Raw genomic sequence first — 14,074 nt, 5'->3', positions numbered from 1 at the left:
AGATAATGGATAGAATTGTTTTCGAAAAAGTTGTTCCACATGTTTTCAGAAATGCCGATAATATGATTTCGGAAGTGTGGAACAATGAAATTATGTTTGAGAAGAACCATTTATATCTGGTGGAAGCTGCAAGCGGTAAGGGTAAAAGTACATTCTGCAGTTATATAATTGGATATCGTCATGATTATGAGGGGGCTATCTTGTTTGATGATGTAAATGTATCAACATTCAAAAAGTCCCAGTGGACCGGAATACGTCAAGTGAGTATAAGTTATTTGTTTCAGGAGCTGAGACTGTTTCCGGAGCTTACGGCATTTGAGAATGTGCAGATAAAAAACCGATTGACTGGTTTTAAGTCAAAATCGGAAATAGAATTGTGGTTCGACCGTTTGGGAATAAGGGATAAAATGCATGATAAGGTAGATGTTATGTCTTATGGTCAGCAGCAACGTGTCGCTTTGATGAGAGCTTTGGTGCAGCCTTTTGATTTCATATTATTGGATGAACCCATCAGTCATTTGGATGATGATAATGCTGCAATAATGGGTGATCTTCTTATGGAAGAAGCCCACAAGCAGGAGGCTGGAGTTATTATTACCAGTATTGGAAAGCAGATGTGTCTTGATTACGAAAAAATATTTAAGTTATGAATTTGATTTGGAAGCTACTCCGTCAGCATATCAGTATACCACAGTTTTCAGGATTTTTCTTTGCAAATATATTTGGTTTGTTTATTGTCTTGTTCGGTTTTCAGTTTTATCATGATGTTATGCCGGTTTTTACGGCTGGCGACAGTTTTATGAAGGCCGATTATATAGTGTTGAGCAAGAAAATAGGCGCTACAGGTACATTTTCTGGTAATACGAAAACTTTCAGTAATGAAGAATATAAGAGGCTTGCGGAGCAGAAGTTTGTAAGGAGGATTGGGAAGTTCACATCTACGGAATACAGAGTAGATGCTTCAATGTCAGTATGTGGGGCCAATTTGTTCAATACAGAGCTTTTTTTTGAAAGTATTCCTGACGAGTTTGTGGAAATTCCTATTGATAAATGGAAGTTTGATGAGAAGACTCGTGTTGTTCCGATAATATTACCGCGCTCATACATTACAATGTATAATTTTGGCTTTGCACAGAGTCATTCTTTGCCTAAGATCAGTGATGGAGTGATGGGAATGGTTGATTTTAATCTGTTTATACGAGGAAATGGACATGCTGACCAATATAAAGGTAAGATCGTTGCTTTTTCAAACAGATTGAATACGATATTGGTTCCTCAGGAGTTTATGGATTGGAGTAATAAACGTTATGTGCCGGATAGTGAAATGCCGGCAACAAGACTTATTTTAGAGGTTTCAAATCCTGCAGATGATGGGTTTGAAAAATATGTAGAAGATAATGGCTATGATCTTTCTGACAATAATCTTGATGCTGGCAAAACAACATATTTTCTTAGGTTGCTTGTTGTCATGGTTATTACTGTAGGGCTTATAATTTCTGTTATGAGTTTTTTCCTACTCATATTAAGTATATATTTACTTGTTCAGAAGAATGCCTCGAAACTGGAAAATCTTCTTCTTATCGGATATTCTTCGGCAAAGATAGCGATGCCTTACCAACTTCTTGCCCTTTCGTTGAACTTCGTTGCGCTTGTTGTTGTTTGGATTGTGGTGTGTATCGTACGTTCATATTATATGGATATTTTAATGAATTTGTTTCCAGGAGTCAATGACGGTTCATTATTATATTCTATAATTTTGGGTGTGATACTGTTTGTCATGATCTCTTCTATAAATATAATAGTTATCCGTCGTAAAATAAGTGGATTATGGGAACGTGCTGAATAAGTTGTTTTTTCTATGTTATAAGCTCTTTTTATAAACAGTTTCAGTTTTATTGACTTTTTTATTGTAACTTTGCAAAATAACGATTAGTATTTTATACAATTATAATTACGTCATGAAAGAAGTTGTTATAAATGAAACAGATATTGTTTCTGCGGCAAATAATGGTATGGACAGTTTTCTTTCATTGTTCATAAAATCTATAAAAGATTCTATAGGCGGTGAATTGACTGCTGAAAACATGCAGGAGCTTAATGTTGATCAGATAACTTTGCTCGCATATGACATCCTTCATGAGGAAGTTATGGATGGAGGATTTGTTCAGTTGATCCATAATGGATATGGAGGCTTTATCTTCCAAAATCCTTTTGCAAAAGTGTTGAAATTGTGGGGACTTCGAGATTTGTCTAAGCTTGTTTATAATGGAAGAGAATTATATTTTGAGCATAAGGATAAATTGGAAAAGGATTGTAGTGACGAAGAGTTTATGGCACTGTTCGAGCAGTTCCCTGTCTTTGATGATTTGGATGATGACTTCATTGAACATGAGGAAGAATGGACTGCACAGATTGCAATATATGTGGACGAACATATAAGTGATTTTGCAAAGGTGGAACAATAATAGAAAATGTATATCAGATGAATAAGGAAGACGAACTTATCAGGAAGAAAAGTCCTGTAAACATAAGAAATAAAAAAGCTTCATTTGAATATTTCTTTATTGATATATATACTGCGGGAATCGTCCTTACGGGAACGGAAATAAAATCAATACGTTTAGGTAAAGCCAGTCTTGTTGATACGTTCTGTTATATAAATAATGGGGAGATATGGGTTAAGGGAATGAATATTTCGCCATATTTTTATGGTTCATACAATAACCATGACAGTAAGCGAGATAGAAAGCTTTTACTAAATAAAAAAGAAATATATAAACTGCAGAGCGCAACAAAACAAACAGGATTTACGATAGTGCCGATACTTGTCTTTATTGATGAGAATGGACGGGCAAAAATGGATATAGCACTCTGTAAAGGAAAAAAAGAATATGATAAGCGGCAGACGTTGAAAGAAAAAGAGGATCGCAGGGAGATGGACCGCGCAATGAAAAATTATTGATAATGAATATAGAGAATGTCATAAAAGATCGAATCCTAGTGTTGGATGGCGCAATGGGAACAATGATCCAGAGCTATTCGCTTGAGGAACATGATTTCCGTGGCAATAGATTTATTAATGTGCCGGGAATTATGAAAGGTAATAATGACATGCTCAATATAACACGCCCAGATGTCATATCTGATATCCATAAACGATATTTGGAGGCTGGGGCAGACATAATCACGACCAATACTTTTAACAGCCAGATTGTTTCGCAAGCAGATTATCATCTTCAGGATTATGCTGTGGAGATGGCTTATGAAGGAGCGAGAATCGCAAGGGCAATAGCGGATAAGTATTCCACAAAACAGAAACCAAGATTTGTTGTAGGATCAGTGGGCCCTACAAATAAAACCTGCTCCATAAGTCCGGATGCGGATAATCCTGCAGCAAGAAATATAACGTATGACGAATTGGTTGAGGCTTATTCTCAACAGATCGGGGCTTTGCTGAAGGGCGGTGTGGATGCCATCCTTATAGAAACTATATTCGATACATTAAATGCAAAGGCTGCAATCTGTGCGGCTATGAATATAATGGAACAGACTGCAAAGTCGCTTCCAATTATGTTGAGCGTTACAGTCAATGATCTGGCTGGGCGGACTTTAAGCGGACAGTCTCTTGATGCGTTCTTGGCAAGTATAAGTACCTTCCCTATATTTTCTGTGGGCTTGAATTGTTCATTTGGTGCAAAGCAGATGAAGCCCTATTTACGTGATCTGGCAAGACACTCATCTCATTATATAAGCGTTTATCCTAATGCGGGAATCCCAGATAGTTTTGGGCATTATGATGATTCACCGGAAACCATGGCTTTGGAGATTTCCGAGTTGGTGAATGATGGAGTTGTGAATATTGTTGGTGGATGCTGTGGCACCACAGATGAATATATAGCAAAACTTGTTTCTGTAGTAGAAGGAAAGAAACCACATCTTTCATGTCCGATTTGTCAAAATCTTCAGTTAAGTGGTTTGGATAAATTGGAGTTGACCAGTGAGGTTAAATTTATCAATGTAGGGGAGCGTTGTAATGTCTCAGGTTCACGTAAGTTTCTGCGACTTATTAAGGAAAAGAAATATGAGGAAGCCTTGGGTATTGCAAGAAAGCAGGTTGCAGATGGAGCTCTTGTGATTGATGTCAATATGGATGATGCATTGTTGGATGCGCCTGTGGAAATGACTACATTTCTCAATCTGATAGCAACAGAGCCAGATATCGCAAAGGTGCCAGTTATGATAGATTCTTCTAATTGGGATGTTATAAGGGCTGGATTGAAGTGTGTCCAAGGTAAAAGTATTGTCAATTCTATTTCCTTGAAAGACGGTGAAGATAATTTTATCTGCCGGGCAAATGAGGTTAAGAAATATGGTGCAGCTGTCATTGTTATGTGCTTTGATGAACAAGGCCAGGCCACTGACTATAACCGTAAAATTGAGATTGCTGCGCGTGCTTATCATTTGCTTGTAGATAAAGTGAAGATGTCTCCTTCTGATATCATATTTGATCCAAATGTTCTTACAATTGGTACCGGAATGTCCGAGCATGATAATTATGCTGTTGATTTTATAAAAGCCACGCGATGGATACGTGAAAATTTGCCAGAAAGTCATGTCTGTGGTGGAATAAGTAATCTCTCGTTTTCTTTCCGCGGAAACAATTATATAAGGGAGGCTATGCATGCTGTGTTTTTGTATCATGCTATAGATAATGGGCTGGATTTGGGAATCTTGAATCCGGCAACTAATGTTACGTATTCAGACATCTTGCCAGAACATATAACGGTGTTGGAAGATGTTGTTTTGAACCGGTGTGAGGGAGCTGCAGATAAATTGATAAAGTTGGCTGAAGCGCTGTCTGAGGTAAATGTTGTGAGTCCGTGTACTTGTGGTCATGAGAAAGAGCCATTAATTCCGGAATGGAGAAGCGGAGATGTCCGTTCTCGTCTGGTATATGCTATGACAAAGGGTGTTTCTGATTTCCTTGAGGATGACCTGAATGAGGCGATGGATATATACGGTAAGGCAATTAATATAATTGAGGGGCCGTTATTGGAAGGTATGAATGTTGTAGGAGAACTGTTTGCAAGTGGTAAGATGTTTCTTCCTCAGGTTATAAAAACTGCCCGGACAATGAAAAAGGCAGTTTCTGTTTTACGCCCTTATATTGAGATGAACAGTTCCGGACAAACGAAAAAATCAGGAAAGGTTTTATTGGCGACTGTTAAGGGTGATGTTCACGACATTGGTAAAAATATCGTTTCTTTGGTTTTGACATGTAATAATTATGATGTAGTTGATTTGGGGGTTATGGTCCCTGCAGAACAGATAGCCCAAAAAGCAATGGAGGAGAATGTTGATGCAATAGGTTTGAGTGGATTAATTACACCAAGTCTCGAAGAAATGCAGAATGTCGTAAATGAATTGAACAAATATGACATAAAAATACCGCTTATGATAGGTGGGGCAGCAACAAATGAGTTGTATGTCGCAATAAAAATATCTCCGATATATAAAGGTCCGGTTATATGGGTGCATGATGCTTCTCAAAATCCTGTATATGTGTCGAATTTTTTGAATGAGGAGAAAAGAGAGGCCTTTATAAAGAGTATTGATGATAAATATATGAAAATACGCACGGATTATGATGGGCATAATAAACGCGTTAATATGACTATTGATGATGCAAGAAAAAATAGACTGAGTTTGTTCGAATAATAATTGTAATAGGTATGGTATTTGGTAAGAAAAAAATATGGCATTGTTTGCCTGGACAAGAGCCCACAGAACTTGATAAGAAAGTGATGTATTGGGAAAGTAAAGGCAAGGAGGTGCCGTCAAGAGATTTGATAAAGACTCCAGAACAAATAGAAGGTATCCGTAAAAGTGGAGTAATAAACACTGGAGTTCTTGATGAAGTGGCCAAAAATATACATGCAGGGATGAGTACCTTGGAGATAGATAAGATATGCTATGATTATTGTGTATCTCATGGAGGAATTCCTGCTTGTTTAGGATATGAAGGCTTTCCTAAAAGTGTGTGCACCAGTATTAATGAAGTTGTATGTCATGGTATTCCTAAAGAGGAAGATATACTTCAGGAGGGTGATATCGTAAATGTTGACTTTACAACAATATACGATGGATATTATGCAGATGCTTCTCGAATGTTTATAATAGGGAAGACTACACCTGAAAAAGAACAGTTGGTACGTGTTGCAAAAGAATGTCTTGAGATAGGAGCAGAGGCTGCAAAGCCATATGGATTTGTAGGAGATATCGGCCACGCCATAAAGAAACATGCTGATAAGTATCATTATGGAATTGTACGAGATCTGTGCGGTCATGGTGTGGGATTGAAGTTTCACGAAAAGCCGGATGTGATGCATGTTGGTCATATCGGCCAGGGGATGTTGCTTGTGCCGGGAATGGTATTTACCATAGAACCAATGGTAAATATGGGTACATGGAAAGTTTTTATTGATGCGGATGATGAATATGGATGGGAAGTCATAACTGGTGATGAGTTACCAAGTGCACAGTGGGAACATACGTTTGTTATGACAGAACATGGAGTGGAAATCTTAACAAAATAAGAATTTAGGATCATGAATAATGATATTTATATATTAGGTATAGAGAGTAGTTGTGATGATACATCTGCGGCCGTTTTATGTAATGATGTATTGTTGAGCAATGTTACGGCATCGCAAAGTGTTCATGAAGAATATGGGGGAGTGGTTCCTGAGCTTGCCTCGAGAGCCCATCTGCAAAATGTTGTACCTGTTGTTAATCAAGCGTTGGTGAGAGCAGGTATATCAAAAGAGCAGTTGTCTGCCATAGCGTTTACGCGTGGACCGGGTCTTATGGGATCATTGCTTGTTGGGGTAAGTTTTACAAAAGGTTTGGCCCGCAGTTTGGGAATCCCTCTTATCGATGTCAATCATCTGCAGGGACACGTAATGGCGCATTTCATTAAAGAAAACCCTCAAGACGAAACACATCCTCCATTTCCGTTTTTGTGTTTGCTTGTAAGTGGCGGAAATTCTCAGATTGTAAAAGTCAATGCATACAATGATATGGAGGTTCTTGGCCAGACAATAGATGACGCTGCAGGAGAAGCTATTGATAAATGTTCAAAAGTTATGGGACTGGGATATCCTGGAGGTCCAATTATTGACAGGCTGGCACGAAAAGGAAATCCTATGGCATACAAATTTTCCGAACCTCATATAAAAGGTATGGATTATAGTTTTAGTGGATTGAAGACTTCTTTCCTTTATAGTTTGAAAAAGTGGATTGCGGAAGACCCTGAGTTCATTGAGAAAAACAAAGAAGATCTTGCTGCTAGTTTGGAATATACTATTGTGGACATTCTGATGAAAAAACTGCGTATGGCAGTTAAAGAGACAGGAATTAAACATGTCGCAGTGGCTGGTGGAGTGTCTGCAAACAATGGATTAAGAAATGCTTTTCATGAGCATGCAAAAAAATATGGTTGGAATATATATATACCGAAGTTCAGCTATACGACAGATAATGCTGCAATGATAGGAATTGTCGGATATTATAAATATTTAGATGAGGAATTTTGTTCAATAGATAAACCTGCATTCAGTAAAGTAACATTTCAATAAATAACATATTATGGAATTCGAAAAAAAAGTATTGAGCAGAGAGATTCAACAATATCTTTATGAGTCTGGGTTGACATTAGGTACAGCCGAAAGTTGTACAGGTGGACGTATTGCTGAAGCGATAATATCAGTACCTGGAGCTTCTGCTTATTTTAAAGGTGGAATTATTTCTTATACGAACGATGTAAAGGAAAATGTGTTGGGTGTCGATTCTCAGTTGTTAGAAGAAAAGACTGCGGTTTGTGAAGATGTTGCGATAGCAATGGTTAAGGGGGCGATAAAGACATTGAATGTTGATTTCGCAATATCAACAACCGGTGTTGCCGGTCCTGGAGGCGGAACGCATGATATCCCAGTCGGAACAATATGGATTGCTTGTGGTAACAAAGATAATATTGTTACGATGAAATTGGAGGAGGACTATGGTCGTGATATAAATCTTGCGATTGCAACAAGTAAAGCTCTTCAGTTATTTCTGAAATATATGGAAGATAATAAAGAGCTGCTTGAAGTTAAGGATTGATAAATCTTTTGGTCCCTATTTGCGATGCAATGCATGATATTTTATGGCCAAAATGAAAAAATAACTTAAATATTTTTTTTATTTAAGTAAATGTTTGGCTTATTACAAAAAAAATAATAATTTTGCAAGCTGTTTGGAATAGGTATCAAAAGGAATATAAAAAAGCAAATTAGTAATGTCGAAAATTTGTCAGATTACAGGGAAAAAAGCCCAGATAGGAAATAATGTTTCACATTCAAAGCACCGTACAAAACGTACTTTTGATGTAAACTTATTTAAGAAGAAATTCTACTATGTAGAAGAGAACTGCTGGATCAGCTTGAAGATTAGCGCAGCAGGTCTGCGTCTTATTAATAAGGTTGGGCTTGACGCTGCTCTTAAGCAGGCGGTTTCTAAGGGATATTGTGACTGGAGTGACATAAAAGTTATAGGAGATTAATCAGATGGCATCAAAGAAAGCTAAAGGTAATAGAGTTCAGGTTATACTTGAATGTACCGAGATGAAGGAAAGCGGTATGCCGGGAACAAGTCGTTATGTGACTACCAAAAACCGCAAGAATACTCCAGACCGTATGGAATTAATGAAGTATAATCCTATCTTGAAGAAGATGACTCTTCACAAGGAGATAAAATAATAATTGAATTAAGATATGGCAAAGAAAGCGGTCGCAACCCTCCATGAAGGATCTACGGATGGTCGTGCGTATACAAAGGTTATAAAGATGGTTAAGAGTCCTAAGACGGGTGCTTATATTTTCGATGAGCGTATGATCCCGAATGAGGATGTAAAGGACTATTTCAAGAAATAAATCACACTTAATATATGATAAAAAGGGGTGCATCAGAATATGGTGCGCCCCTTTTTATTGTTTATGGGTTAATTCGGTTCTTGTCTCAGTGAAATTTTGGCGGGGATTTGGTTTTAGCCTATTGTGTAATGATATGTCGGGAGATTTTATGACGAGACGTGGTCGCATAAGCTGTGGCTGTCATTTCCTTGTGTGATGATGAGGCAATACAGAGCTGTATTCGATGAATTATCTATGGGTATAAGTATATACCCTCCGTGTCTTCTCTTGTGTACAATATCGGTGTTTTTACAGAAAACTCGGATGTTGGACTTACAGATTTTCTTGAATTGTTCTTGACAAAATAAAATCATGAAAGAGGTGTGAAGAAATGTTAAATCAGGGATTGTGAGGACTTTTTTCATTCCATATGGCCCCTTAATATATTCTGTAGTGTAGTTTGGAATAGGACGTATTACATCCTGATTACGTCAGTTTTAGGGTCCGATTGCGCCCATATCGTGGTGTGATATGGTGTGTTTTAGCCTATGAAATGGACTTTATCGTATGCTGAAATGGTGCTTTTTACAAGCTGAAAGAAGTGCTGCTAGACGCAAGTGCTTGGCATACAGTATCTTATAATAATCTCTCGTATTTCGCGAATTTGCGTCCTAAGGATTGTGTGCGTGCAAATTCGCGCTGTATTTTTGGGGTAGAATTGAAAACTCGGGCGAAAAAAGCGCATGATACTCAAAATCTGAAAGTGTAGGATTTTTTTCTTCAGGCGGAAGATATGTCACGCCGGCACGGGTCTGAATCCGCCGCCTTTTTTGCAGAGGTCCGTCTTCGTGGAAATTTCTGCTGGACCTTATTCTAGAGTAGTTATGTTTATATGATTGCGTTTGGTGGCTTATTGTTGTGATGTATCGTGTGTGTTTGCTGGTGTTTTCATTTCGGGATGTTTTTTATATTCTTTTTAAATTAAGGTAGATTATATATTTCGAACAGTATTCTTTAGCTGTTATGGATATGTTGTTTTTTATATGTTTGGCGTTGTGGTATTATTGTTGTGTTATGTGTAAGTGTGTTGGATGATGTGTGCTATTTTTATAAGCTAATTATACTTAATTTTGCTTCGTTTGGTTTTTAAAAGTTTTATCGAGTCGTCTTTTTTTTGTAATTTTACATTTTGAAAATATATTAAAAACTCGTGAGAACGAAAAATAATGGCCTTAGCGTAAATTTGAGGCTAAAATATGTGTCTCGAAATAAAAAACAAGATATATAAAAATGGATGAAAATCAGACAATTGATCAAGATCGGATTTTGAAGATAAACATTGAGGAGGAAATGAAGTCTTCGTATATCGACTATAGTATGTCGGTAATTGTTGCTCGTGCCCTTCCTGATGTTCGAGATGGTTTTAAGCCTGTTCACAGACGTATATTATATGGTATGCTTGGTATAGGAAATACAAGTAACAATCCATATAAAAAATGTGCACGTGTTGTTGGTGAGGTGTTGGGAAAATATCATCCTCATGGTGACAGTTCTGTATATGGTGCTATTGTCCGAATGGGCCAAGACTGGAATATGCGTTATACTCTGGTGGATGGACAAGGTAATTTTGGTTCTATAGACGGTGATTCTGCAGCTGCGATGCGTTATACCGAGTGCCGCCTGTCGAAGATGGGTGAGCATGTGATGGACGATCTGGAGAAGAATACCGTTGACATGACCAACAACTTCGATGATACATTGCAGGAACCTACTGTTATGCCAACTAAAATACCTAACTTGTTGGTTAATGGAGGAAACGGAATTGCTGTGGGTATGGCAACAAATATTCCGACTCATAATTTAGGCGAGGTCGTTGACGGTTGCTGTGCATATATTGATAATCCGGATATTGATACGGATGGGCTTATGCAATATATAAAGGCTCCGGATTTTCCAACAGGAGCATATATCTACGGTCTGCAGGGTGTGAAAGATGCATATGAGACAGGGCGTGGACGAATTATGTTGAGAGCCAAATCTGAAATAGAAAGTGATGATTCGCATGACAAAATTGTCGTGACGGAACTTCCGTACGGAGTTAATAAGGCTCAGCTGGTTGAGAATATTGCAGAACTTGTAAAGGAAGGCAAGATTGATGGCATATCAAATGTGAACGATGAATCTGGTCGTCAGGGAATGCGCATCGTTGTTGATGTGAAAAGAGATGCAAATGCGAATGTTATCTTAAATAAATTGTATAAGATGACCGCTATGCAAAGCTCATTCTCAGTCAATTGCATTGCATTGGTAAAGGGACGTCCGCGTCTCTTGTCACTGAAAGACTGTGTGAGGTATTTCGTGGAACATCGTCATGATGTCACAATACGTCGTACACGTTTTGATCTTACTAAGGCCGAGGAACGTGCTCATATAATAAAAGGTCTGATCATTGCTTGTGACAATGTAGATGAAGTAGTGCGTATAATACGTGCGAGCAAAACTCCTTCTGATGCGCAGCGCAATCTCGAAAAGAGATTCGATTTGGATGAGTTGCAGTCAAAGGCCATTGTTGATATGCGACTTTCACAGCTTACAGGATTGCGAGTTGAGCAACTCCATGCAGAATATGATGAATTGTTGCGTCAGATTTCTTATCTGCAGTCAATATTGGATGATCCGGAGTTGTGCAAGAAGGTTATGAAAGATGAACTTCTTGAAGTAAAGGAAAAATATAATGATCCGAGACGCACTGAGATAAAGCCTTATGAGCATGAATTCAATGCAGAGGATTTCTATCCGAATGATCCGGTTGTAATTACTGTAAGTCATCTCGGATATATCAAACGCACACCACTAAGCGAATTCAGGGAGCAGGCGCGTGGCGGAGTCGGATCTAAGGGGGCTCGCACAAGAGAGCAGGATTTTACAGAATACATATATCCAGCTACAATGCATCAGACAATGCTGTTCTTTACAAGGAAAGGACGTTGTTATTGGCTTAAATGTTATGAAATTCCAGAAGGTGATAAGAATTTCAAAGGACGTGCCATTCAGAATATGCTTAATATTGAGAGCGATGATTCTGTCAATGCATTGTTGCGTTTGCGTGGACTTGATGATGAGAATTTCGTGAAGACACATTATGTGGTATTTGCGACAAAACATGGAACTGTAAAGAAAACATGTCTTGAAGCGTATTCGCGTCCACGAACGAATGGTGTTATCGCAATTAACATAGCTGAGGATGACGAAGTTGTTGACGTTCGTTTGACTAATGGTCGAAATGAACTTATCATGGCAAATCGTAATGGTCGTGCTGTAAGATTTGATGAGAATTCGATCCGTACCATGGGACGTGTGGCTACTGGTGTAAGAGGTATGCGTCTGGACGATGGCGATGATGAGGTCATAGGAATGATTGTTGTAAATAATCCTGAAACCGAGACTGTTATGGTTGTAAGTGAAAACGGATATGGCAAGCGTTCGCAGGTTAATGACTATCGTGTTACCAATCGTGGTGGAAAGGGTGTCAAGACTCTTAGTATAACAGATAAGACCGGTCGGCTTGTGGCAATCAAGAATGTTACAGACAGCAATGATTTGATGATAATCAATAAGAGTGGTATTGCCATTCGATTGTCTGTGGCAGAATGTAGAGTTATGGGACGCGCTACACAGGGAGTAAGATTAATCAACCTGTCAAAGAAGAATGATGTTATTGCCAGTGTATGTAAAGTAATGAGCAGCGAGCTTGAGGCAACTGTAGAAGAAGAAAGCCGTGCTCAGTGGACACAAAAACAGGATGATATTGCGGAGGATATTACTTCTGTAGCAACATCAGAAAATGAGACAGATAAAGAATGATGAATATACAATAACTTTAAAATAATGCAATTATGAAGAAGCTAGTAATTTCGGCTGTATTGGTAGTAGCTGCCACTTCAGCTTTTGCTCAAGGTGATGCTTTTAAAAGCATAATGAAATCCAAGGATTACACTGAAGCAGAAAACCTTCTGAATGCCAACCTTTCGTCATTGGAAAATGACCAGAAAGCCAAAGCTTATAACAAGCTTGTAGAGCTGGCAATGGAAAAGGTTTCAAAGGAAGAGAGCACAATCAACACCAATCAGCTTGTGGTGCAGATGCAGCAAGGTAATCCGGAACCTTATGACACATTGGGACTTTTCAATGCTGCTTATAATGCGATGAAGAATGGAATTGAGTGTGACAAATATGACAATATGCCGAATGCAAAAGGCAAAGTGTCTCCGAAATTTCATAAGTCAAACCAAGAGAAACTTTACCGTCTCCGTACACATCTGATAAATGGTGGTCAGTATGCTGCGGAAAAAGGTGACCAGACAGCTGCATTGAATAACTATGCAATGTATGTGGAAAGTGCCAACGCACCACTTTTCGCAGAAGTTGATAAGACAAAGGAGCCAGACTTGTGGCTTGGTGAGGTAGCACGTGTTGCTGCTGTATATTCTTTCCAGGCAAACAATCTTGAGAATGCAAACAAATATTGTGATATTGCCCTTAAGGATACTGCATCATATAAGGAGGCCCTTGGTTTGAAGATGTATCTCATGCAGCAAGGTTTGAAGACAAAAGAGGATTCTTTGAAGTGTCTTAAAGAAGTAGAAACTCTTTATGCTACAAATAAGGATGCTCAGGTGTTCAATTCACTCGTAACTCTGTATGGTGGTCTTGGAATGGATCAGCAGCAGCTTTCTCTTATCAGCGAGCGTCTTTCTGTAGAACCAAACAATGCCAATATTTGGGCAATGAAAGGTCAGAATGAGATGAATGCAGAAAAGTGGGACGAGGCAATTGCTTCACTGAAAAAGTCTGTTGAACTGGATGACAAGCAGGCTATTGTGTTTACATATTTGGGATATTCGATGAATTCAAAGGCAGCAACGCTTGCAACACCTGCTGAGCAGAAAGCTCTCTTGGTAGAGTCTTTAGGATATTTGGAAAAAGCACGTTCTTTGGATCCGAATCGTAAGGAAGCGAACTGGAGCTATCCGTTGTACCAATGCTATTATAATCTTTATGGTGCAGACGATAGTCGTACCAAGGAGATGGAGGCTTTGGTGAAATGATAAACGCTATTTTATCCT

Annotated in this window: 13 protein-coding genes; all 13 read left to right on the top strand. The window is 38.5% G+C overall.

Translation table 11 applies throughout. The features are described 5' to 3' along the window. Positions 1–5: 5 nt before the first annotated feature. Entirely contained in the window at positions 6–650 is a 645-nt protein-coding gene (locus tag WKT13_RS10115) for an ATP-binding cassette domain-containing protein (RefSeq protein WP_340323775.1), read from the top strand. After that, the gene (locus tag WKT13_RS10110; RefSeq protein WP_340323774.1) at positions 647–1,846 is read left to right on the top strand and encodes an ABC transporter permease; all 1,200 of its coding nucleotides are present in this window, start codon (positions 647–649) and stop codon (positions 1,844–1,846) included. The genes WKT13_RS10115 and WKT13_RS10110 overlap by 4 nt, the downstream gene beginning before the upstream one ends. Positions 1,847–1,958: 112 nt before the next feature. After that, a complete protein-coding gene (locus WKT13_RS10105) occupies positions 1,959–2,465 on the top strand; it encodes a DMP19 family protein (RefSeq protein ID WP_340323773.1) in 507 nt (168 codons plus the stop codon). Positions 2,466–2,482: 17 nt separating this feature from the next. Then, on the top strand, positions 2,483–2,962 hold the full coding sequence (gene smpB / locus WKT13_RS10100; RefSeq protein ID WP_298620670.1) for an SsrA-binding protein SmpB: 480 nt from the start codon (positions 2,483–2,485) through the stop codon (positions 2,960–2,962). A 2-nt stretch (positions 2,963–2,964) separates the two neighbouring features. Then, entirely contained in the window at positions 2,965–5,718 is a 2,754-nt protein-coding gene (gene metH / locus WKT13_RS10095) for a methionine synthase (RefSeq protein ID WP_340323772.1), read from the top strand. 14 nt (positions 5,719–5,732) lie between these two features. Continuing rightward, positions 5,733–6,596, top strand: coding sequence for a type I methionyl aminopeptidase (gene map, locus WKT13_RS10090; protein ID WP_298620673.1), 864 nt, complete (start codon positions 5,733–5,735; stop codon positions 6,594–6,596). A 12-nt stretch (positions 6,597–6,608) separates the two neighbouring features. Next, complete coding sequence (gene tsaD / locus WKT13_RS10085; protein ID WP_340323771.1) at positions 6,609–7,637, top strand: tRNA (adenosine(37)-N6)-threonylcarbamoyltransferase complex transferase subunit TsaD; 1,029 nt, start codon at positions 6,609–6,611, stop codon at positions 7,635–7,637. Between the two features lie 10 nt (positions 7,638–7,647). Further along, positions 7,648–8,160 carry a CinA family protein gene (locus WKT13_RS10080; RefSeq protein WP_298620675.1) on the top strand — a complete coding sequence of 171 codons (513 nt, stop codon included), beginning with the start codon at positions 7,648–7,650 and terminating at the stop codon, positions 8,158–8,160. 175 nt (positions 8,161–8,335) lie between these two features. Next, on the top strand, positions 8,336–8,599 hold the full coding sequence (gene rpmB / locus WKT13_RS10075; protein ID WP_298620677.1) for a 50S ribosomal protein L28: 264 nt from the start codon (positions 8,336–8,338) through the stop codon (positions 8,597–8,599). 4 nt (positions 8,600–8,603) lie between these two features. Next, on the top strand, positions 8,604–8,795 hold the full coding sequence (gene rpmG / locus WKT13_RS10070) for a 50S ribosomal protein L33 (protein WP_021994229.1): 192 nt from the start codon (positions 8,604–8,606) through the stop codon (positions 8,793–8,795). 15 nt (positions 8,796–8,810) lie between these two features. Next, positions 8,811–8,969 carry a DUF4295 domain-containing protein gene (locus tag WKT13_RS10065; RefSeq protein ID WP_298620681.1) on the top strand — a complete coding sequence of 53 codons (159 nt, stop codon included), beginning with the start codon at positions 8,811–8,813 and terminating at the stop codon, positions 8,967–8,969. A gap of 1,269 nt (positions 8,970–10,238) precedes the next feature. Continuing rightward, the gene (gene gyrA, locus WKT13_RS10060; RefSeq protein ID WP_340323770.1) at positions 10,239–12,812 is read left to right on the top strand and encodes a DNA gyrase subunit A; all 2,574 of its coding nucleotides are present in this window, start codon (positions 10,239–10,241) and stop codon (positions 12,810–12,812) included. Positions 12,813–12,844: 32 nt separating this feature from the next. Then, positions 12,845–14,056, top strand: coding sequence for a tetratricopeptide repeat protein (locus WKT13_RS10055; protein ID WP_298620684.1), 1,212 nt, complete (start codon positions 12,845–12,847; stop codon positions 14,054–14,056). Positions 14,057–14,074 lie beyond the last annotated feature (18 nt).

The organism is Prevotella sp. HCN-7019, from assembly GCF_037890215.1.
Lineage (GTDB): Bacteria > Bacteroidota > Bacteroidia > Bacteroidales > Bacteroidaceae > Prevotella.
This window is presented reverse-complemented; position numbering and strand designations above follow the sequence as displayed.